At 39.1% G+C, this 23,490-nt stretch carries 20 protein-coding genes; 1 reads left to right on the top strand and 19 read right to left on the bottom strand.

Annotated elements, in window-relative coordinates:
• Positions 1 to 65: 65 nt before the first annotated feature.
• The 18 genes from rfbD to DW930_RS00835 all read right to left on the bottom strand — a co-directional run bounded on the left by rfbD (position 66) and on the right by DW930_RS00835 (position 21,344).
• Positions 66 to 917, bottom strand: coding sequence for a dTDP-4-dehydrorhamnose reductase (gene rfbD, locus DW930_RS00920; RefSeq protein WP_123159087.1), 852 nt, complete (start codon positions 915 to 917; stop codon positions 66 to 68).
• Positions 918 to 982: 65 nt separating this feature from the next.
• Entirely contained in the window at positions 983 to 2,884 is a 1,902-nt protein-coding gene (locus DW930_RS00915; protein ID WP_123159086.1) for a hypothetical protein, read from the bottom strand.
• Positions 2,884 to 3,810: a glycosyltransferase family 2 protein gene (locus DW930_RS00910; RefSeq protein ID WP_123159085.1), complete on the bottom strand. Its 927-nt coding sequence runs from the start codon at positions 3,808 to 3,810 to the stop codon at positions 2,884 to 2,886. Before DW930_RS00910 ends, DW930_RS00915 begins: the two co-directional genes overlap by 1 nt.
• Positions 3,811 to 3,892: 82 nt before the next feature.
• Positions 3,893 to 5,371 carry a DUF2142 domain-containing protein gene (locus tag DW930_RS00905; RefSeq protein ID WP_120701826.1) on the bottom strand — a complete coding sequence of 493 codons (1,479 nt, stop codon included), beginning with the start codon at positions 5,369 to 5,371 and terminating at the stop codon, positions 3,893 to 3,895.
• A 9-nt stretch (positions 5,372 to 5,380) separates the two neighbouring features.
• Positions 5,381 to 6,163 (bottom strand): glycosyltransferase family A protein, encoded by a 783-nt coding sequence (locus DW930_RS00900; protein ID WP_120701825.1) that lies wholly within the window; start codon positions 6,161 to 6,163, stop codon positions 5,381 to 5,383.
• The gene (locus tag DW930_RS00895; protein ID WP_120701824.1) at positions 6,164 to 7,423 is read right to left on the bottom strand and encodes a lipopolysaccharide biosynthesis protein; all 1,260 of its coding nucleotides are present in this window, start codon (positions 7,421 to 7,423) and stop codon (positions 6,164 to 6,166) included. It lies immediately after the preceding gene.
• A complete protein-coding gene (locus DW930_RS00890; protein WP_120701823.1) occupies positions 7,416 to 7,757 on the bottom strand; it encodes a DUF2304 domain-containing protein in 342 nt (113 codons plus the stop codon). The genes DW930_RS00895 and DW930_RS00890 overlap by 8 nt, the downstream gene beginning before the upstream one ends.
• A 1-nt stretch (position 7,758) precedes the next feature.
• Positions 7,759 to 8,457 (bottom strand): glycosyltransferase family 2 protein, encoded by a 699-nt coding sequence (locus DW930_RS00885; protein ID WP_120701822.1) that lies wholly within the window; start codon positions 8,455 to 8,457, stop codon positions 7,759 to 7,761.
• 156 nt (positions 8,458 to 8,613) lie between these two features.
• Positions 8,614 to 9,633, bottom strand: coding sequence for a UDP-glucose 4-epimerase GalE (gene galE, locus DW930_RS00880; RefSeq protein WP_120701821.1), 1,020 nt, complete (start codon positions 9,631 to 9,633; stop codon positions 8,614 to 8,616).
• A 175-nt stretch (positions 9,634 to 9,808) separates the two neighbouring features.
• Positions 9,809 to 12,796 (bottom strand): CocE/NonD family hydrolase, encoded by a 2,988-nt coding sequence (locus DW930_RS00875; protein ID WP_120701820.1) that lies wholly within the window; start codon positions 12,794 to 12,796, stop codon positions 9,809 to 9,811.
• A 274-nt stretch (positions 12,797 to 13,070) separates the two neighbouring features.
• Complete coding sequence (locus DW930_RS00870) at positions 13,071 to 14,141, bottom strand: ABC transporter substrate-binding protein (RefSeq protein WP_123159084.1); 1,071 nt, start codon at positions 14,139 to 14,141, stop codon at positions 13,071 to 13,073.
• The gene (locus tag DW930_RS00865) at positions 14,138 to 14,911 is read right to left on the bottom strand and encodes an ABC transporter permease (protein WP_123159083.1); all 774 of its coding nucleotides are present in this window, start codon (positions 14,909 to 14,911) and stop codon (positions 14,138 to 14,140) included. The genes DW930_RS00870 and DW930_RS00865 overlap by 4 nt, the downstream gene beginning before the upstream one ends.
• Positions 14,908 to 15,714: an ABC transporter permease gene (locus tag DW930_RS00860; protein WP_023023685.1), complete on the bottom strand. Its 807-nt coding sequence runs from the start codon at positions 15,712 to 15,714 to the stop codon at positions 14,908 to 14,910. Before DW930_RS00860 ends, DW930_RS00865 begins: the two co-directional genes overlap by 4 nt.
• On the bottom strand, positions 15,695 to 16,852 hold the full coding sequence (locus DW930_RS00855; protein WP_023023687.1) for an ABC transporter ATP-binding protein: 1,158 nt from the start codon (positions 16,850 to 16,852) through the stop codon (positions 15,695 to 15,697). Before DW930_RS00855 ends, DW930_RS00860 begins: the two co-directional genes overlap by 20 nt.
• 205 nt (positions 16,853 to 17,057) lie before the next feature.
• Positions 17,058 to 17,960, bottom strand: a complete 903-nt coding sequence (gene murB / locus DW930_RS00850; RefSeq protein WP_120701819.1) for a UDP-N-acetylmuramate dehydrogenase — start codon at positions 17,958 to 17,960, stop codon at positions 17,058 to 17,060.
• 134 nt (positions 17,961 to 18,094) lie between these two features.
• Positions 18,095 to 19,021 (bottom strand): hypothetical protein, encoded by a 927-nt coding sequence (locus tag DW930_RS00845; protein ID WP_123159082.1) that lies wholly within the window; start codon positions 19,019 to 19,021, stop codon positions 18,095 to 18,097.
• 168 nt (positions 19,022 to 19,189) lie between these two features.
• Positions 19,190 to 20,056, bottom strand: coding sequence for a homoserine kinase (gene thrB, locus DW930_RS00840; protein ID WP_123159081.1), 867 nt, complete (start codon positions 20,054 to 20,056; stop codon positions 19,190 to 19,192).
• Between the two features lies 1 nt (position 20,057).
• On the bottom strand, positions 20,058 to 21,344 hold the full coding sequence (locus DW930_RS00835; RefSeq protein WP_123159080.1) for a homoserine dehydrogenase: 1,287 nt from the start codon (positions 21,342 to 21,344) through the stop codon (positions 20,058 to 20,060).
• A gap of 221 nt (positions 21,345 to 21,565) precedes the next feature.
• Here DW930_RS00835 and DW930_RS00830 point away from each other — a divergent pair, with 221 nt between their 5' ends.
• On the top strand, positions 21,566 to 22,474 hold the full coding sequence (locus DW930_RS00830; protein WP_042507471.1) for a polysaccharide deacetylase family protein: 909 nt from the start codon (positions 21,566 to 21,568) through the stop codon (positions 22,472 to 22,474).
• A gap of 58 nt (positions 22,475 to 22,532) precedes the next feature.
• On the opposite strand, the gene DW930_RS00825 is transcribed toward DW930_RS00830, so the two are convergent.
• Entirely contained in the window at positions 22,533 to 23,489 is a 957-nt protein-coding gene (locus tag DW930_RS00825) for an ABC transporter permease (protein ID WP_023023700.1), read from the bottom strand.
• Position 23,490 lies beyond the last annotated feature (1 nt).

Genomic DNA, 23,490 nt, shown 5'->3' with positions numbered 1-23,490 from the left:
CATTTTCTAGGCTTTTTGCCTAATCCAAACAGAAAAGCGACCCTAGGGCCGCATTCTATTTACACTTATTTCACTTCTTGTTTATAAAACTCTTTTAGAGCATCCTTCCAGGTTGGAATAACGAATCCTGTGGACTTCGCTTTTGTCAAACTCATCGTTGAGTTAAACGGACGTTTTGCCTTAGCTGGAAATTGGCTAGAATCCACTGGCTTCACTTCAACATCCGTATCTTTGAGGATTTCAACTGCAAAGTCATACCAAGTTGTATCTTCTGCCGCATCATTAGACAAGTGGTAATAACCATATTCCTTACGGTTTTCAGCTAGATAGGTCATAAACTCTGCTAACGTACGTGTCCAAGTTGGACGACCATGTTGGTCATTAACGACTGTAAGCGTCTTGTGAGTTTTAGCAAGGTTTTGCATCGTGAAAACAAAGTTCTTACCATAGTTACCAAAGACCCAAGCTGTACGAATGATGTAATAGTTGGAAACATGTTTCTCAACTAGCTCTTCCCCCATACGTTTAGTCCGACCATATTCTGTTTGAGGATTTGGCTGATCATCCACTTCCCATTCTTGACCAACTGGCTTATTCCCATCAAAAACGTAGTCGGTCGAGATATAAACCAAGGTTGCACCGTGTTTTTCAGACGCTTTTGCTACATTTTCCGTACCTGTCACGTTGATGGCGTAATCCAATTCTTTTCCTTCATCTTCTGCTGCATCAACTGCGGTATAGGCAGCACAATGGTAGACCAAGGTCGGCTTCACTTCCGCAAATACTTCATCTACTTTCTCTGCATTTGTGATGTCCATTTCCGCCACATCGACAGCAACATAATCTTCATTTCGTTCATCTAACAAATGGCGCAGCTCAGTTCCAAGTTGCCCATTTGCACCTGTAATTAAAATCATGGTAAATTCCTTTCAATTGCTTTTTCCCTATCATTATAGCAAAAAAAGCAGAAAACTTCTGCTTTTTAGGATGAGAATTGTTCCCTATTTTTTGAGTACTTTTTCTTAAAAATTAAGAATACAAATATCCAGGAAATCCATTCAATAAAGAAACCAAGATACTGAAGAAAAGTCTTATGATATGAAACTTTTACGTGACCTGAATTTCTAATGGATAGATGAATTTTCCCGTTATTTAATGTTTTTTCAGGAACTGCTGGTTTACGAGATTTTTTATTTTGTTTTAACTCCGACTCAGTAAAAGAACGCTGGCTCAGCATAGGTTGCGATCCTTCAGCACCTTTAGAATACTCCGCACGGTATCCTTTGTACCAAATAAGCGGTATCGAAATGGTACTTTCATTTTTATCATCAGAAAGCATGATATCAAATTCTAAAATGTTGTATTTCTTTTTAATATTTGATATTTTTACGCCTTTTTCAGTTTTAAATTCTGTAAATTGAGGCAAGCGTACATCTTGATTATTAATATCAAGGTTGTAGTATTCATCACCTACAGGATCGATATATTTCGATTTGTCTCCTTTGTAAACAGATTTTAGTAACTTCTCATTTTTTATGTTATCCTCACGCATCTGTTTGTAATTTTTTGAAGATGAATCAAATTGAGGGATAACATGATTAAAATAGAAAGATAGACTCAAGATACATAAGACAATAGATAAGAAACCATTTCTATTTGTAAAGGCAAGAAAAAGCAAGAAAAATAGTGGAATGAAAAATAATAGACGTCCTGAATACTGCATACTCCCTAAAAAAGTGTATTTCAATATTGAATTCCAAGGTAGAAGACTCGTCGCAGAAAAATATAAAATCCAGCAAGACCAAAATATGGTCTTACTTAAACTTCCTAGACGACGATAGAATAAGAATACAATTATACTCGTATAAAATAGTCCATCTCGTATAAACTGATGGATTGGCCACTCTAATGGTGTAAAGGGCTTATAAAAACCATATCTATCTGCCTGAAATGGGAATGGAGCAAAAAATGTATCTTTCACATTCACAGGAAAACTCCTCGCTACCCAAGTGAAGAAAAACTTTTGCGATGAAACCTGTTCAAGATATTGAAAAATGTAGCCTGCTGACAAAAATAAAGCAAATAAGATAGAAATCACAAAGGAGACTACCTTATCAAGTGTCAATTTCTTATAATTTAATAATAAAAACACTGCAGAAGAAATGGCTAGTATGATAGTAGATAAAATATGGGTTTGAATCAAAAGCGCTACTACGATCCCTAAATAGAGAGGGTTCTTTTTATTTAAGTAGAGTACACGATAAATAGAATAAATCAGAATAGGGACGAGTGGTATTACCATGGTCATTCCAAATCCAAATAAAGTGTAATAACATGGAATGGTTAAGGCTACTACTATACCAGTCACCTTATTTTTTACTATTTTTGAAACTACAATATAACTTAATAGGCATGTACAAAGAGTAATCAAAAAGGCAAATATAGAATAGGAAAGATTCCCATCGTTGGTCATCATATAAACGATGGCAGAAGGATAAAACTGCCAATTGCCATAAAACATGGGTGATGCGTATCCCGTTCCAAATGCAAATAAAAAGTTCAGATTAGGGAGTAAATCCCAGTGTTCAATCGATTCTGCTAAGCCGACAATTCGAGTTAAATGAAACACATAGTCATATGAACGACTTTGAAAATTGATTAGATTAAAAGATACAAAGGTAAAGATGACCGAATACGTTGTTAATAATAAATAGATTATCTTATTGCTGATTTGATTGAAAGTATTGACAAATTGGTCGATATGACTGCGTATCACTTTTATCATATCCAACTGATATATTCTTTCTAGGACTCGATCAACTCCTTGGTAAAGTGTATCTATTTTTTGCTTGGCAGTAACTTTCAAACTAATGATATTCTTCATTATTCACTTTTCTCTTTAATAACATAGATTGGACGTTTCTTGGTTTCCATGAAGATCTTACCGATATATTTCCCTAGAATCCCTATGGTAAGTAATTGGAATCCTCCTAAGAAAAGAATCACAGTCATTAATGAAGGCCATCCAGAAGTTGGATCCCCAAAGACTAAGGTACGAATCACAATCAAAATCACCATGATAAAAGCTGAAATCCAAGATAGGAGTCCACCGATAAAGGCAATGTTTAGTGGAGCATCCGAAAAATTTACAATCCCTTCAATAGAGTATTTGAAAAGTGACCAAAAATTCCAAGAAGTCTCTCCTGCTACTCGCTCTACATTCTTATATTCTAGGTATTCCGTCTCAAAGCCTACCCATGCAAAGATTCCTTTTGAAAAACGATTATACTCTGATAATTCCATAATGGCATCAACCATTTGGCGTCGCATCAAACGGAAATCACGCGCGCCATCTACCATTTCTACTTGGCTAATATGATTGATCAATTTATAAAACATGCGTGCAAAGAAAGAGCGAATCAGGGGTTCACCTGCCCGAGTTACTCGTCGTGTACCGACGCAGTCCAAATCTGGCTGTTGATCCAACTTCTGTTTCATTTCGATCAATAGTTCTGGAGGGTCCTGAAGATCCACATCCATAACAGTTACATATTCACCCTTGGCACGCTCAAGTCCGGCATACAATGCCGCTTCTTTTCCAAAATTACGAGAAAAAGAAAGATAGTGCACATTTGAATCTTCAAGATGCAACTTTCGAAGTACAGATAGTGTGCGATCTGACGAACCGTCGTTTATAAAAATATATTCAAACTTTTCTCCCATCTCCATCCGAACTCGCTCCATCTCCCTATAAAACAATGGAATTGATTCTTCTTCATTAAAACATGGGACTACAACTGATATTGCCATATCTTACTCCTTGACTTATTCACTCTCTATTGTAACAAAAAACTAGGGTTTCCCCTAGTAATAACTTATTTTAGTCTTTCAATTATACAACAGCATATAAAACAGAGATTGTTTGTAGTATAGTTAAACCTATAATAATAAGACTACTTTCTACTACAAAATGATCCGTGAACCTTTGTTCATCTGAAATTCTTTGCTTAAACAAACTGCAAATAACTGGTAGAGACAGAGCGACAACTCCTAGATAATACCTACCTTGAACTCCTAAAACTTCAAAATTTCCTACTGGTGTCCAGGTTAGATACAAGGTTAAAGTGATTAACCCAACAATTGCAAAAGAAACCAAACTTGCTCCTACTACTGATACTTTCGGAAGCTTGATCTTCCCAAAATTTGAAAAAGTGATCAAGGTATAAAGAGCATAGATTGGAATAAGAACCTCCGACATCGATAAATCTAACCAACCAAAGGTATAGAGCTGATTTAAATGACTGACTGATAATAACATCTCCTTCAAAATCACTGGTAGATACCAATGAGGTTTTGAAATGATACTAATAATTTGACCTTTGACATCTGCACCCTCGAGTTTAAAGTTCTCAATTCGAACTTGCTGGGTAAGAACGTACCAAAAAATCGTAAAGAGAAAGACTACGATAATCAAAGCGAGAGAGACGAGATAGTAGTTTTTACATTGCGTTTTCTTTCTCGGTATAAAGAGCAATAGTCCTACTAGCAAGACATAAGGAAGCTTCATTGTTACAAGGATGATACAAAGCAAAGCATACAGCAATAAATCTTTTATTTTAACAACTTTTTCATCATCTGTTACATAGTTCAAGAACAATCCAATAATGATGTAGGTCAACCCTAAAGCTACACTATCTTGATTGTAAGAAGCAGCAAGGACCAGATTCATTGGAAACATTGCTACCATTGTCATCAACTGCTTCGCTTTACCACTTAATTTAATGGCAATGAGAGCTAAAATACAGTAAGCGATGACATTGAAAATGCGACCAAGATAATAAGAGACGCCGACACTCAAGTTCAAAAACTTACCAATCCCGAATCCAAGAGCCTGAGGAATGTAGCCGATAAACCAATAGGAGTTGGTTGCCCTGTAATCCGTTTCTTTACCAAACTTCACTTGTTTGGTCGTCTGTCCTTCTTCAAACAAAGTAGATTTGGTAAATGGTTTTTTGAAATTCTTATATACATCAAAATAATCTTCTGTAATATGGATATTCTTATTTCCCATATTTACATCACCTTCAACAATATGAATGGTTCTTGAAAGATGAACTTGTTCATCGGGCGTATTCAAAACGGGTGTAATGAAAGCAAAGGAAAGACCGCCAATGAGCATAGCAATGAAGGTCCCTACATTTTTCTTCGGTAAAAGAAAAATGAGGAGAGCAAATACTACAAATAGTAGCACACCAATTTTAGGAAAATCTACCAAACGCTTTGTATAAATGACTGTCATACAAAAGGCCAGAAGGATGAAAGCTACTACATACTTCTTATTCCGCTCAAAACTATCAACAAAATACCTCATCATTTACTCCTAATTATTCGAATTTTGACTCTTCACATATTGTCTCATCAGCAACTTAGCAATCCATTTGGGCCAAAAAATTTCCAATGTTTCTAAATCTTCTTGACTACGAGTATTATTAGAAATTGTTTTAGAAGTTTCTGATTCTTCATGAATACGATGACACATTAATGGTTTGTCTACATATACAAATGAGCCTTTCATTTTTCCAATCTGATACCAAGCGATCCAGTCCAGATTTCCTTTCAATTTTTCATCAAACTTAAACCCATTCAATGCAGATAAATCATATGAAACAGAAGGGCAACATATTGCATTCCCGAATGCTAGGACTCTAGTTCTCCAAAATTTACTTTTTGGAAATAAATTTATAGTTCTCAACATAAATCTCTTTATCTTAAGATTGAGTGTACGTTCAATTTTCTTTCCATTTTTTTCTTCAAAATAATCCGAATATGCTATTAAAGCATCTGGATTTGATTGGAATTTTTTAATAATTAATTCTGAATATTGAGGCTCATAATAATCATCTTGATGGGCGATTGTCGCGTATCTTGTTTTTACAAATGACAATGCATTATTCCAATCTTTTCCTATTGAACCACCACTACCATGATAATATGCAATATTATATTTTTTACATAATTCCTCAATTTGAAGACTAGGTGTTGAAGTATATAAAATAATAGAAGATTGATTATGTTGATTAACTAATGAAAGCATACATTCTTCTAAATAGGAGGAATTCCCGTATGCACAGATAACAAAAGTATGAATTTCTTTCAAATTCATTTAAAATCTCCTTTTCACATAAAGAAATAAACTAAATCCCCCGATAACATATATTACCATTACCAGCATAAAACTTAAACATGCACCAAGTATTCCTTGAGAGATTATGAAGGGTTTACTTAATAGGATACTCGCAATATACATAACAATATAAACTACCAATAATAAATTGTGTTTCCTATAAATAGTTAAAATATTTTCAAATACTAAAGCAATTGAATACAAAATCCCTGAAAATACTAGAACGGTTAATTCTAGTCGGTAACGATTTAAGTCAACTCCGAAAATAAGACTAAGAACTGGTGTACCGATTAAATAACTTACTAAAGTAGTAAGAAAACCAACAAGAATCAAAAAAACAAATATTCTTTTTATAATACTATAGAATTGGACCATTTCACCGGCTTGTCTTTTTTCTGCTAACGAAGTAATCAGAGGTCTTATTACTAGAATACACAAACTCATGAAAAACACTGGCATAAATAATATATTAAAATCACGTTGTACACCTGATTGCATTTTTTGGCTAAGAAGTTGTTGTGAAATGATAATTCTAGGTTCGTTAAAAATAAGGTTAATAAGAAAACCATATATAAATAAAGAAAAACAATCTTTTAAAATTAAAAGTCCTTGTATAAGATCATTTATCGAAAATGTTCGTTTATTATCCGAAGAATGAAATAACTTTGAAAATTTAATATCGAAACCGACTATAAACAAAATATTAAAGATGAGCACCAGAAGAAAGCCAACCAATAAATTTTTCTGAATCATTAAGGATACAAATAAGATAACTACACTTATAAGATACCTAAAAAACATTGATTTACCAGCAATATCAAGTCTTGATTTCTGTTGAAACAAGCCTTGATAAAGATCAGACCATACATCACATGTGCGATAAGCTAAAATAAGAAAAGTTAAACCTATAACAAAACTCGAACTTAAATCATAATGAATATAAACTAAATAAGGATATAGAGTTATCCACATTAATATAGTAGAAATAATCCTAGCTGTATAATAATTTTTAAATGAAAACTTATTAACAATATCTGTTGCTTGATAATTTCTGACTTGAAAGAGTCCTATTATAACCCATAAATTCCCGATAGAAATAGTCAAACTATACTGATCCGCAATTGTAGAATTTTGAAATCTAGAAACTATAATAAGAAAACAAACTGAAACTGCTGCAGCTGCTAAATTGCCTAGTAGATTCCAAATGTAAATACTTTTTTGGGAAGGAGTATTATTCATCTTTCTCCTCATTTTTGTTCAAAGCGATAACTTGTACAAGATTTTTAAACTTGGTATCTAATTTTGACAACCGTACGGTTAACTGGAACTGATTCATTAATAACAAGAAAATAATGAAAAGAAAAATAAAATTAACAGCAGATGCAATCCCTAAGGATGCTGCAATAATCTCTGCTAACTTTGGAAAAATACTAAAAACTAATAGAATTAATGAAAAGAAAATCCAAAACAAGGCATCATTAATCTGCACACGAGATTTTCTAATGTTCTGAAGGATAAACCCACATGTTCCCAATGAAACAACAACTAATACAATTTGAAACCAGATTGACATTCTATTCTCCTCTCTCTCTAAAATTCTGAATGAATAAAATAGACACGAACATGTGAATCATGTACTTAATAGAACGTGAAAAAGTTAAATAGCTTTCTCCTGCTTGTCTCTCTTCCATACGAACTTGAACTTCTGAAATTGGAACACCTTTACGTAATAGATAGGAAACAGTATCTGGTTCAGGTCCATAGTTAATATTCTTTGCAAAAACTTGTATTAGATCTTTAGAAAACATTCTCATTCCCGAAGTTGGATCATTAATCGTTTTCCCAGTGGTTAATTTAATAGCAAAACTAATGAGTGTATTCCCCAACATACGAAATGAATTTGGTCTTTTCTCCGAAACAAAACGAGAACCTATAACCATTTTATTGCCTTTATCAATTTCTTCTTCTAAAGCAGCAATATATTCTGGGAGATGTTGACCATCTGCATCAAATTGAACAGCTTTTTCATAGCCATGTTGATAAGCATATAATAATCCTGTCTGAAAAGCTCCAGCTAAACCGAGATTAACTGGTAAATCAATAATATTATAGCCATTTTTATGACAAATTTCTGAAGTTCGGTCTCGAGAACCGTCATTGATAATCACATAATCATACTGGGAATAATTTTGAATAATATTATCTACTACCGCTTGAATAGAACCTTCCTCGTTATAAGCTGGTATAATAATCAATAAATCTGAGGATTTCAATCTCCTTTGTCCTCCATTAAAATTCTTTTTAACCATTATACAATAACCATAATGTTTTATCCACTAATCTCGAAACTTAATACTATCAATTACTATTATTAAAAGCAAAAAAAGCTTGATATTAGTTATAAATATCAAGCGAATCGTTAAGATTAGTTATTGTTCAAATCCATTTGGATGTTTACTCTGCCATCTCCAAGCATCTTGGCACATCCGATGAATATCAAATTGAGCACTCCATCCTAGTTCTTCACGTGCTTTGGATGGATCTGCATAACAGGTTGCAATGTCACCAGGTCGTCGATCAACAATCTTGAATGGAATTGGTTTTCCCACAACCTTCTCCATATTGTAAATAATTTCTAATACAGAGTAACCTCTACCGGTGCCAAGATTATAGATATTCAAGCCTGAATCAGGGTTCATTTTTTTCAATGCAGCAACGTGGCCTTTCGCCAAATCAACTACGTGGATATAATCGCGTACTCCAGTTCCATCTGGAGTTGGATAATCGTTCCCAAACACATTAACAGACTCTAATTTTCCAACTGCTACTTGTGTTACATATGGCAATAGATTATTTGGAATACCATTTGGATTTTCACCAATGTTCCCACTTTCATGAGCACCAATTGGATTGAAATAGCGTAACAATACAATATTCCATGAAGGGTCCGCCTTGTATATATCTTGAAGCATCTCTTCTATCATGAGTTTCGTTCTACCATATGGATTTGTAACGGATAAAGGAAAATCTTCCAAGATAGGAACAGTATGTGGATCTCCATAGACAGTTGCTGATGAACTGAAGATAATATTTTTACACTGCACCTCTTCCATCACCTGAAGCAAAGTCAACGTTCCACTAATATTATTTTCATAATAAGTAAGTGGAATTTGAACTGACTCTCCAACTGCTTTCAATGCAGCAAAATGAATCACACCAGTCGGTTTTTCTTTTAGAAAAATTTCTAAAAGCTTTGATCTATCACGAATATCTTCATTATAAAAAGTAATAGATTTTCCAAGAATTTTTTCTACTTCTTGTATACTTTTCTCACTACTATTTACTAAATTATCAACAATGACAACTTCATGACCTGCATTTACTAACTCAATGGTGGTATGAGAACCGATAAACCCAGCCCCACCAGTTACTAATATTTTATGATACATTTTACAACTCCAGTTAAATGAATTACATTCATTATCCCACAAATGTTAATATTTTTCAAAAATTTTCAATACCGCCCAAAAGCGTCTCCCTTACTTATTAGTAAAAAGACCATAACCTTCTTTCTACGATGGTTATGGCTTTTCTACTATCTCAATTTCCGTATTAAGGGTATTCTTAATTTTCTCTTTCTTTTAGTCGGACGATTCCCATTCCGACTAAAAGAACGATTCCTAACACGCTGGAAGTGACTTCAAAGCTGGTGGTCATTCCAGTTTGCGGCAAATAAAGGCCTTCCTTATGACTACTGCTCACTTGAGAGTATTCTTTATCCACCGTCTCTGATGTTTCTTGTTGGTAGTTGACAGCTAGTGGCGCCAGCGTGTCTTTCTTGCTAGACTCAACTGCTAATGAACCTGGCTTGTATGGTGTATAATCCTTGTTTGGTATCTGCTCCTTATGATCCACGGATGGCACGAGGGTGTCCAGTGGAAACTCTGGTAGGGGCTCTTCAACGAGTGGAAGGACCTGATAAGTTTCATCCTTTTCATTTGGAACATACCAAGCATAGTGAAGACTACTCTTTTGAACGGTTGGTATTTCTGCCACGATGGACCGTGTTTTCAAGCGATAGGAATACGGATCATCAGTCCAGACATAGTTACTATCGAAGGTGGTAAAGACTAGGCCTAGCTTATGCCCCTTCTTGACCGTGTAAAGATTTGGCTGTAGATAAACCGTATAGTTTCGAAACTCTCCTAGCTTGGGATCTATGCTCTTGCTAGAGCTAGAGGAGGCATAGCCTGCATCTGGATTTGCTAGATTGATCCAACCAGAAGAAATGACCTTATACTTGGTTTTAATGGTTCCAAATTGTTTGTTGGCGATATTCTTAAGATTGCTTCCCATCCAGTAACCTGTTTCAGAAAGCGTATTGAGAGGCATTTCTTGGTACTTGTAGCCAGCTTCATCGTAGGTAATCTTATTGGATGCGACATCAAATTCCTCATCTGAGAGATCGACCAGTTGTACATTAACTTGGTAGTCTTTGAGTTCTTGATTGGTCAGCTTGGCTAAGGCAGCTTGGAAATGGACAGGAATATGCCCTTTAATAGTCACATCCTCTGTCGCTTCTGCTGTAAACAAAGCATTAGCAGTTGAAGATTGCTTAGTGGTATGTGAATCACGATTGGTCCAATCCATCCCTGCACTGTAGTAATCATTATCGATAGTTTCTTCCTCTCGTCTAGAAAGAGTCTTCAGGGTCAATTTATTACTAGACTCCCAGCTAGAATAGTGTTCCCATTTAGATGGGTCGTAGTTATTAGACACGGTTACTTCTGGTAAAGATTCTACCTGATTTTCTGCATCATATAGGTAGTGACTAAACCATTGATTGAGAAGGTCACTGACACTTTGTTGGCCCTCTTTAATTCCGAAGCGTTTATTGACAGGATAAATATGATCCCCTTGATATAGGTAGAGCTTCACAGGCTGCCCAGCTTTTTTCAAGGTTTGATACATCAGCTCAAAGTGTTTGGTTCTGACATTATCATCATTTAGCCCATGCATAACTAGAGCGCTGGCCTTGAATTTTTCTGGATGAAGAGTATAATCGCGATTTTTCCAAATGTCACTATAATTATAACCATGCTTATGTTGGTCGCGATTCAATTGAGTGATATAGCGGGCATAGTCCTCTTTAATCTTGTTCCAATCAGCCGGATCTAGAATCCTGTTGGATACATAGACAGACAAATGAGACAGATCTCTATAAGCACCGACATTAAAAGTCGTTCCTTGACTGTTGTAATAATCATACCAACTTGCAATACCAGCTGCAGGGACGATAGTCTTTAAGCCCTCTACTCCTGTCGCAGCGACTCCAAAAGTAGTGGTTCCTGCCCATGACAGGCCTGTCATACCGACTTTTCCATTCGACCAATCTGCTTTTATAGCGATATTCGATGTCTTATCTGTATAAGCAACTCGTTTTCCATTTAGCCACTCAATGACACTCTTATAACCAGCTACTTCTAGGTCACTTCCTGTTGTATTGATTCCCTCGGACTGATAGCTTCCCAATCCAGATGTGGTAACGACGGCATAGCCTCGTACTAAGAAATAGTTGTACCAGTTAATATTTTCATAATCGTAACGAGTGAAGGTAGAATCACTCTCGTTTGGATTTTTATAGTACCAGTCTTTAGAATCTGCCTTTTTAGCATGTTCTAAAGTCGTGGTAGAACCGGTTTGACGACGAGGATCTACATAGCGATAGAGGTTCTTGTTGTCAAACTCACCCTCTTCTTTTAGACCAATTTCGCCAAGGGTTTCCTTATTAGTCGTTCCCGCTACGTAAGGACTTGCCTCATAGATCGTTGAAGCCTTAAAATCCCCATTGGCAACAGCTTTCGGTAGTTGAACAAAAGTTTTGATCAGGTCCCTTTTTCCGTCTCCATCTGTATCATAGTCTGATTCGACATAGACAACAAAGCGGACGATATCACTCTTTTCATTCGAGTAGCCAGTTTCTACATCACCCGGAGTAAAAGGAAAAATAGGCTGGGTCTTACCATTAAGGATGAGAGGTTCTTTTTTCTCTGCACGATAGGCCTCTTTTAATTTCTTAGCGACCGAAATCATATGATTTAGATTCTGGACGGGCTCATCCTTGCCTACCCCATTTGGAATCATCCCCAAGCTTTTTGCGAACTCAAGACGATCTTCTGCTGTTGAACCAGTTTGATCCGGTTTGGCCTCTGCCCATTTGAGTAACTCGATTGCTGTATCCCCTATACTCAGATTCTGATTTGCGACATGTGGATTTTCAATCAGAGTCGATAGTTTATCAGGCGTTTCTGATACCAATAAAGGTTTCGGTAGGTCTCCTAAAGAATCATTTGTTTCAGTTAACTTGCTAGCTTCCTCCTCAAGTAAGTATCCACTCTCAGCTTCTGCCCTCCCACCTGACTCTAGACCTGAAGCTTCAGGTTGGGGATTAATCTGAGGCTTTTCTATAGAGACAAGTTCTGGCGAACCGACTAGTTCAGTATCTGCTCCTGTAGCCTTTTCGGAAACTTCATCAGCCCGAACTTGAGTGGCTATCACTATAGGTGAAAGTAATAAAGCAGACAAGATAAAAGAAAGATTCTTTTTCCTCATAATGAAACTCCTTTAAATTTAAGAGATTTGTGAGAAGGAAAGCCTTCAAACAAAATGACAGCGTTTACAATTCCATTGTAGTCTCTGTAAACTTTATAGTCAAATCAAATAAAAAGGCATCATAAAAATATAATCTTTCTGAAAGTTGAGATAATTGAAAGGGCCTATGAGAAATATATTATAGTTTTCAATTCTTCTTTTCACACAAAAAAGCAAGTTTCAATCCGGTTTTTAACCGTTAGAAACTTGCTTTAGATTTTATAGAAATGCTCTCCTACTTGCGATACATCTTCACTTGTAGGTAGAGGTCGTTATAAACGCCTAACCACTTCTTGCCAAGTTGTTCGTAGACTTCTAAGTTCTTTAGCGTGTCATCACTTGGGTAGAAGGCTTGGTCTTCTTGGACCTCTTCTGGTAGCATCTTCTTAGCTTCTTTGTTCGGTGTAGAATAACCGACATAGAGAGCATTCTTATAAGCATTTTCTGGGCGAAGCATAAAGTTGATAAAGGCATAGGCTGCTTCTTTATTCTTCACCGTCTTTGGAATAACGATATTATCAAACCAAAGGTTGCTGGCTTCTGATGGGACGACATAGCGGAGGTCCTCATTGGCTTCCAGCATTTGACTAGCTTCACCGGAGAAAGTCACCCCAATGGCTGCATTATTTTGGATCATGTAGCCTTTCATTTCATCGGCTACAAGGGCCTTAATATTGGGCATCAAGGTATAAAGCTTATCAACAGACTCTTGTAATTGCTGAGGATCCTTGGAGTTGAGACTATAACCTAAGCTATTGAGTCCAATCCCCATGACCTCACGCGCCCCATCGTACATCATGATGTCATTCTTGTACTCTGGTCTCCATAGATCCGCCCAGTGTTCGGGTGCCTTATCAACCATCTTACTGTTGTAGATGATACCAAGGGTACCCCAGAAGTAAGGGACTGAATACTGATTGTCAGGGTCAAAGTCCAAGTCCAAGAAGCGTGGATCGATATTGTCTAAGCCTTTCAATTTGGACTTATCCAACTTTTCAAGCAAGTTTTCGTCCATCATCTTAGCGATCATATATTCACTTGGGATGGCAATATCGTAAGCCGTCCCCCCTTGCTTGATTTTGGTGTACATGGCTTCATTGGAATCAAAGGTATTGTATTGGACTTGAACGCCTGTTTCCTTGGTAAATTCCTTAAGTAATTCTGGATCGATATAATCTCCCCAATTGTAGATGACCAGCTTATCACTGTCTTTTGGATTGGTCTTGGCTTCAAGACGGGCACTTAGCCCCGCTAAAACGAGGATTACCACCACAATCCCTAACAAGAATGAATAGAGTTTTTTCATACTGTCTCCTCCTTCTCTCTAGTGATGAAGTAATAGCCGACCACCAGTAAGATACTGAATAGGAAGACCAGGGCAGAAAGGGCATTGATATTCAACGAAATCCCTTGGCGAGCCCGTGAGTAGATCTCAACAGACAAGGTCGTAAAGCCATTTCCTGTGACAAAGAAGGTCACCGCAAAGTCATCCAAGGAGTAGGTAAAGGCCATGAAGTAACCGGCAATGATCGCAGGTGTCAAATAAGGAAGCATGATTTCTTTCAACATCTGCACCTGAGTAGCTCCTAGGTCATAGGCCGCATTAATCATATCACGGTTCATTTCCTTCAAGCGTGGCAAGACCATCAAGACTACGATTGGAATAGAGAAGGCTACGTGACTCATCAAGACAGAGGCAAAGCCAAGCTGGAACTTGATCGTCGTAAAGAGGATCAGGAAGCTAGCCCCGATCATAACGTCAGGTGCCACCATAAGAATGTTATTGACAGACAAAAACGGTCCTTCAAACTTCTTCTTAGATTGGTAAATATAAATTGCCCCAAAGGTCCCAATAATGGTCGCAATCAAGGCTGACAGGAAGGCCAAGAGGAAGGTCTGTGAGAGGATCAACATAAGACGCGTATCCTCAAAGAGACTTTGGAAATGCTCCAAGGTAAAGCCTGTAAAAGCATTCATATCCCCACCAGCATTAAAGGCATAGGCAATCAAGTAAAAGATTGGCAGATAAAGGAGTAGGAAAACCAATCCTAAATAGATACGTGAAATCTTTTTCATCGTTCACTCCTTTCTCTCGTTACCCACATGACTAAGAGCATAGCAAGGATCAAGACCACTCCAATGGTTGATCCCATTCCCCAGTTTTGTGTCGTGAGGAAATGCTGCTCGATGGCAGTCCCCAGAGTAATCACCCGGTTTCCTCCGATCAAACGCGTCAACATGAAGAGACTCAAACTTGGAATAAAGACCGATTGGACTCCAGAGCGAACCCCGTTCATAGACAACGGGAAGACAACTCGACGGAAGGTATCCCACTTATTAGCTCCTAGGTCATAGCTAGCATTGATGAGATTTGGATCCAAATCATCCAAAACATTGAAGATAGGAAGGATCATAAAGGGCAACTCAATGTAACTAGCGACAAAGATGAAAGAAAAGTCCGTAAAGAGGATCTGTTGAGGACCGATTCCGATGAAGCTCAAGAATTGGTTAATAGATCCCCCTTGACCAAAGATCCCGATAAAGGCATAAGCCTTGAGCAAGAGGTTAACCCAGGTCGGAAGGACGATGAGCATGAGCCAGAGCTGACGATGCTTGAGCTGGGTCAAAAAATAAGCTGTCGGGTAAGAAATCAAGAGCGTCACAAAGGTAACGATCCCAGCATAGAGAATGGAGTTGAAGCTCATCTTGAGGTAGGTCCAATTCTGCGCTGTAAAAAAGGTTTGGTAATTCTCTAAGGAACCCTGTCCCTGGACATTAACAAAGGATTGCCAAATAATCAAGGCTACAGGAGCCAAGACAAAGAGGAGGATCCAGAGAAAATAGGGAACCACAAAGAGGTTAGAGGTTGTTTTCTTCATCTCTTTCCTCCTCGATGGCATTGATCAATCCGGCTTCTTGCTCTTCTACTTCTACGTACTCTTCGATCCGTGCATCGAACTCTTCTTCCGTTTCATTGAGACGCATGACATGGATATCTTCTGGTTCAAAGTCCAGACCGATTTCTTCACCTACGATTGCCTTACGCGTTGAGTGAATCATCCACTCATTGCCCAATTCATCATAGGCGATGATCTCATAGTGTACCCCACGGAAAAGTTGGGTATCCACTTTCACCTGGAGCTTGCCTTCTTCGGGCAGTGTGATTTGCAAATCTTCAGGGCGAATAACGACTTCGACCGGTTCGTTTGGTCTCATCCCTCCATCGACTGACTCAAAGCGTTTACCGTTGAATTCTACTAGGTAGTCTTCGATCATGATCCCTGGAAGGATGTTGGACTCACCGATAAAGGTCGCAACGAAATGGTTGATCGGCTCATCGTAGATATCGACTGGTGTTCCTGATTGGACAATTTCTCCTTCGTTCATGACGAAGATCCAGTCACTCATAGCAAGCGCTTCTTCCTGGTCATGGGTAACAAAAACAAAGGTAATACCCAGGCGTTGTTGCAATTCACGGAGTTCATACTGCATGTCTGTCCGCAACTTCAAATCGAGGGCAGACAAAGGCTCATCCAAAAGGACCACTCGCGGTTCATTGATAATCGCTCGTGCAATGGCCACCCGCTGGCGTTGACCGCCAGAAAGTTTCTGGATGGAGCGTTTCTCAAATCCTCCTAATTGCACCATCTTAAGGACTTCAGTCACTCGTCTTTGAATTTCCGCCTTGTCTAGCTTCTTCAAACGAAGAGGGAAGGCAACATTCTCAAACACATTCATGTGTGGGAAAAGGGCATAGGACTGGAAGACGGTATGGACATCCCGTTTGTTAGTCGGTAAATCATTGATCCGAACACCATCCAAGAGGACATCCCCTGTCGAAGCGTCTAACAAACCGGCAATAATGTTCAAAATCGTCGATTTACCAGATCCTGAAGCACCGAGGAGGGTATAGAATTTCCCTTCTTCCAACTCAAAGTTGATATCTTTGAGAACCACTGTATCGCTGTCTTCAAATACTTTTGAGACATTTCTAAACTCAATAATTGGTTTTTTCAATTCACATAAATTCCTTCTTTTTCATGCGTTTCCATCTGAGACCAACCACTAGTCTCATAGGCTGACGAGAATACCCGTCAGGCCACCAACACCTCTCGGGGACTTATAAGACTGCCCCACCTATTTTCGGTATCGATAGGCACTCACCCCCCTTCTAAAGTAGGAAGGGTCTACCCAAGAGTAGCCCCTATTCCATCTCGAACCGTTAATCTCTCCCAATAATACGGACTTCCCGCTCTAAGGTCACCCCAGCCGATTTTTCAACTGTCGCGATGACATGAGCAATCAAGTCTTCATAATCTTTGGCAGTCCCATAATCGACATTGATCATAAAGCCAGCATGCTTTTCAGAAACTTCTACACCACCAATCCGGTGTCCCTTTAATCCTGCCTCACTGATCAACTGTCCTGCAAAGTGACCGACTGGACGTTTGAAAACAGAGCCACAAGACGGGTATTCGAGAGGTTGTTTTAGCTCTCGCAAATGAGTCAAGCGCGCCATTTCTTGATTGATCTGATCATAGTTGCCAGGTGCTAAGGCAAACTTAGCCGAAATCACCACATCCCCTGTCTCTTGGATCTTGGAATGGCGATAACCAAAGGCCAAATCACTTGCGGATAGGGTTTTTATTTCACCCTCTGGCGTCAAGACCTTACACGATTGGAGAATATGGGCAATCTCGCCACCATAGGCACCAGCATTCATGTAAACAGCACCCCCAATGCTACCAGGAATCCCACAAGCAAATTCAAAGCCTGTCAAGCTATGGTAGCGGGCTACGTGAGTCACATCGATCAGCTTAGCACCTGCCTCTGCTTCAATCACGTACCCATTGACTCGGACATCATGGAAATGATCAAACATGATCACAAAGCCTTCAATCCCACCGTCACGGACGATAATATTCGAAGAATTCCCCAAGACCATCCAAGGAATTTCATGAGCATTGGCAAAGGTGACAATTCGTTTTAATTCATATTGATTGCGAGGAAAGGCCAAATAGTCTGCAGCCCCTCCAACCTTGGTATAGGTATATTGTTTGAGTGGCTCATCGAACAAAATTTCAATGCCAGCCAACTCCTCTTTGATTTGCTTTACAATTTCCATCTCACAACTCTCTTCTATACGTTATCTTATCCATTATAACAAAAACCAGCCCACTTTTCGACTAAGAAGTAAAAAAACAGAAACAGCCAAAAGACCACTTCTGTTTTAATTTTTTTAAACAAGGGTTTATTAAATTAGCCAATCTTACGCGCAATGCCACGTGTTTCTTGAGTGGACAAGGCTGAGCCAATGGCAATCCCACCCCCAATAATGGTAAAGACTGCCAACATAAAGAAGTTAAAGAAGTATTTCTCAGGTGCTTCACCATTTAGAACAAGGGAATTGATCAAATCAAATCCATCACTAAAGTCGAGTCCAAGCTGTTTAGCTGCTTCTAAGGCATAGTCAAATTGGTGAACGAGAACAACAGTCACCAACAAGAGGATACTAGAAATAACTGCACCAAGTTTGCTAAATTTCTTCCCTAAGATCTCATAGCCTTTGACAACACAGATCCCAAGGATGAAACCAGCATAAAAAGCTACGTAGCCGAGACGGGCAATAAAAAGAGTCACAGCTCCTCCGATAATGGCACCAATAAAGGCACCTACTGATCCAAGAAGGACATTTTCTTTCTGACTATTATATGAATCGGTTTCAATTTTTAGTTGGGAACTCACAATTTGATAGTTTTCTTCATTCATCAAGAAGAGGGAATCTCCAATCTGGTAGAGACCAACCGGACCTTTTTCACCAGAGTAGCCACATACAGTGTAGAAACCATTGGTTTGTAAAAATTGCAGGATTTCTGTTAAGGCTTGGTGAATATTCTCAATCGTTTTTGCCTTGGTCATCCCAGCTTTTACAGTGAAAGTTGTGACATATTGGTTGAGGCTCACACTCTTCAGAACAGAAGATTCTTTCACCATTTGCTGCAATTGAGCCGCTGCTTCTTCCGCATCATCACGAGAAACAGAAAGAGCAATGCTGAAGACATTTTTTGTGTCTGTTTCTCTCATTAAGAAGAAATACCCAGAGTTCTCACCATAAATAGATGAGGTCTGAGGATCAAACTGGAATCCAAGTTCCGTAGCAAGTTGATGACGTTCAAAGTCTTTCATTAGAATTACAATCTCCTTTACATTTCTATCTATCTTTTGAATAAATGTTTATTATCCTAAAATAATTTGATAGACAAATGATTTATAAAACTATTTTATCATAGATAAATAAAATTAGATAGACTAATTTAGCCTATCTAATCATTTTTTTCTTTGAATCAAGATTCACTATGCTTCTACCTTCACACCAGTTGTGTCAATCTTTAATGAGAAAACCTGACCATTTAAAGCCTTAGACTCCAAGTCTTTGGCAAAGGCTTCTGCATGTTCAACGGGGAGCATGGTCATAATGGTTGGACCTGCACCAGAAAGGTAAGTCGCATAAGCTTTATGTTGATGCGCAACCTCTTTCACTTGAGGGAACTCTGCAACTAGTTGTTGACGGTAGCGTTCATGGAAGCGATCCGCTTCGATGGCTTTTCCTGCGACTCTTAAGTCCCCCTTAGCAAGGGCAGCGATGGCCACGTTTGCAATGGAACTAGCTGCCACAGCTTCCTTATAAGACCATTCACTAGGAAGGACATTTCGGCTATCGCTGGTCTTGAGTTCGTAATTCGGAACAAAGGCCACTAGTGCACACTCAGGAAATGGAAGAACCAAATGATTGGTCTGCTGATCCACATAGCTTGCTACGACCAGATTTCCAAAAATAGCTGGCGCTACATTGTCCGGATGACCTTCGATTTTTGTCGCGATCTCTAGTTTATCTTCATCGCTAAGACATAAGTTGCCCAGTTGATTAGCCAACTCAATCCCCGCTACAATAACAGAGCTAGAGGAACCTAGACCACGCGCCAAAGGCACTTCACTAGTCATCTTGAGACGATGAGGAGGCAAATCGGATGCGACTTGGAGAGCAGTTTGAAGCAAGAGATTCTCTTCATCGCTTGGAATCTCCTCTCCTAAATCATGTTCAATCCACCAGTTTTCTTGCGCTTCTAGCACATCAATGGTCAAATACTTAGAAACAGCGATCCCAACAGAATCAAATCCTGGCCCTACATTGGCACTAGTCGCTGGTACTGTAATTCTCATCTTATTCTCCCAATACTTTAAAGGTATTCATAAGTTTGAAATTTGGCTCTGAATCCAGTTTTTCAACCAAGTTCTTGAATTGCGTCTGGTTGACTTGGTGGGTAATGATAACCACACTTGCAAATTGACCATCTGAGTCTTCTTGAAGGATTTGCTTGAAGGAAGCTCCTTCTGCATTAAAGATTTCCGCAATACGTAAGATTTGACCAGTCGCATCTGGTGCCTTGATTGAGAAGTAATAATTGTTCTTCACATCTTCAGGCTTAGCCAATTGAAGCGGGCGGCTGTATTCGTTGAAGGCTTTACCGATTGTTCCTTCATTCAAACGACGAACAATGCGAACGATGTCAGCTACAACACTAGTCGCAGTTGGTTTTTGACCTGCCCCTGGTCCATAGTACATAGACTCACCAATCCCGATCGATTCCACATAGACCGCATTCATGACGTCGTTCACGCTAGCAAGTGGATGTTCTTTAGGAAGGAAGGTTGGTGTCACTTCTGCTGCAATCCCTGACTCTGTTTCAACAATCGAGCCGACCAACTTGATCACATAACCAAGGCTTTGGGCTACTGAGACATCTTGAGGAGTGATCTGGCTGATTCCCTTGTGACCTACTTGGTCAAATTGGATGTTCATCCCAAAGGCAAATTGGCTCAAAATCACCATCTTATAAGCTGCATCGATTCCTTCGACGTCATTGGTAGGGTCACTTTCAGCGTAACCAAGGCGTTGTGCTTCTGCTAAAGCATCCTCATAAGTCCAGCCTTCTTCGACCATTTTGGTCATCATGAAGTTAGAAGTACCATTGACCACACCAAGAACCTTGGTCACCTTGTCAGAAGCCAAGGAATTCACCAAGGTCCGAAGGATTGGAATTCCACCCGCTACGGCAGCTTCATAATAAAGGGCTACTTGGTGTTCTTTTGCAATCACTAGTAACTCACTTCCATGAACGGCAAGGAGGTCTTTGTTGGCAGAGACCACGTGCTTGCCTGCTTCCAAAGCGCGGGTGATAAAGGTCTTGGCAGGCTCGATCCGGCCCATCAACTCAACCACGATAGCAATATCTTTGTCTTCAATGATCTCATCGACATTGGTTACAAAATTGTAGTCATGGCCAGCTGCTTGCAAGCTTTCTTTCTCCGCATCATCGCGAACCAAGACCTTAGCAATCTCAATGTCATCTTGAGCAGCCTGGCTGATCTTTTCATGGTTTTCTTTTAATAAAAATGGTACGCCGCTGGCAACAGTACCAAATCCTAGTAAGGCAATCTTAACAGACATGTTGGTCTCCTTAAACATCTAATATATTCCATTATATCAAAAATTAGCCCTTTCTGACTAGTTCTTTGCCCTTCTTCCTCTACAAGAACTTTACTTTTTGAGATTTAGACCTCCTCTTCAAACTAACTAGCAACCCATGCCTTCAAAAACAGCCTAGAGCTCCTGAAATTTTAAGCCATTTGTAACTTTGTCTTTAAGAGATTTCATGACCCTATGATATAATGATATTGATAAAGAAAGGGGTCTCTATGAATCACCGAAAAAGACGTGTCCCAAAGAAAATACGATTACTACTGATTTTAAATGCTTTTCTTCTGTCTTGCATATTCTTTTTAGGGTTCCTCCTATTGAAACAGGGGACTATTGCTGACAAGCAAGAAACAAATACAAGTCAGACGATGAAACAGCAAGGTTCTACTACCAAATGGGTAAAACAAGAGCAACCTGTGAAAATCCCAATTCTCATGTACCACGCTGTTCACACGATGGCCCCTTCGGAAGAGGCCAATGCCAACCTCATTGTAGCACCAGAAACCTTCGAGAGTCATCTCAAAGCCTTAAAAGGGGCCGGTTACTACACCCTGACGCCTGAAGAAGCTTATCGCGCACTTACAAAAAATGAACTGCCTGAAGGTGGCAAAGTCGTTTGGTTGACGTTCGATGATGGAATTTCAGACTTTTATACCATAGTCTATCCACTCCTAAAAAAATACCAAATGACCGCAACCAATAATATCATTACTTCATTTTCTGAAAAGGAAAAACCAAGCGTTCTAACCTTTGATCAAATCAAAGAAATGAAAGCACAAGGCCTTACTTTTGAGAGCCATACGGTATCCCACCCAGATTTGGCCCAATCAGATACTGCCACTCAAAAAGCTGAACTAGCCAATTCCAAACAAGTATTAGACAAGAAACTCAATCAAACCACGACCACCATTGTCTACCCCGCTGGTCGCTACTCTGACGTCACCATGGATCTAGCAAAAACCAATGGCTACAAAATGGGCTTGACGACCAACAATGGACTAGCTAGTTTAGATGATGGCCTCTACTCGCTAAATCGTCTGCGTATCTTGCCTACTACGACGGCCGAAAACCTACTTGCAGAAATGCAAACCAATCCATAAGCATACAAAAAGCACGAGTTCGAGCGACTCGTGCTTTCTTTTTCCATAAAGGAGGCTTTTACTTAGACTTGATGTAGTTCACACCATCTGCTTTTGGTGCAACCGACTTACCAAAGAAGGCTGCTAGGACGATGATGGTCAATACATACGGCGCAATACGGAGGTAGACTCCTGGAATATGGGCAAGGAAAGGAATCTGCGTAGACACAACCGCCAAGGCTTGTGAAAGACCAAAGAATAGACTGGATAACATGGCACCGATTGGGTTCCATTTACCAAAGATCATAGCCGCTAGGGCGATAAATCCAGGTCCTACAATGGTAGTTGCAGAGAAATTAACAGAAGCAGATTGCGCATACAAGGCACCCCCAACTCCTCCTAAAAATCCAGAGATGAGCACACCATAGTAACGCATGAGGTATACATTAATCCCAAGGGTATCCGCAGCTTGTGGATGTTCACCAACTGAGCGAAGTCGAAGACCGAACTTCGTTTTAAACATGATAAACCATGCTACAAATGAAAATCCAATCGCGACATATCCCATTAAGCTTGTATTCTTGAAAAAGATATCTCCAATGACAGGGATATCAGACAAGAAAGGAAAATCAAATTTACCAAATGACAAATCGATATTGTTGGTTTGACCTTTTCCGTAGATTGCTTTTACCAAAAAGACAGCTAAGGCAGGAGCCAACAAGTTCAATACCGTACCACTCACCACGTGATCAGCACGGAAGTTGATAGTAGCTACAGCATGGATAGCAGAGAAAATAAGACCAACCAAACCACCTGCAAGGAGAGATAACCAGATGGTCATGCCACCAAGAGAGTCAGCAAAAGTCAAGTTAAACACGACTCCTGTGAAAGCTCCCATAACCATGATACCTTCCAAACCAACGTTAACAACACCAGCATGTTCGGAGTAGGCTCCTCCGATACTAGTGAAAATGAGGGGAGCAGCATAGACCAGCATATTCGATACAAGAATCGTTAGTATAGCAACAGTATTCATC

Source organism: Streptococcus sp. AM43-2AT, from assembly GCF_003603405.1.
Classification (GTDB): Bacteria; Bacillota; Bacilli; order Lactobacillales; family Streptococcaceae; genus Streptococcus; species Streptococcus ilei.
The sequence above is the reverse complement of the archived record's forward strand: the minus strand, read 5'-3'. Positions and strand labels throughout refer to the sequence as shown.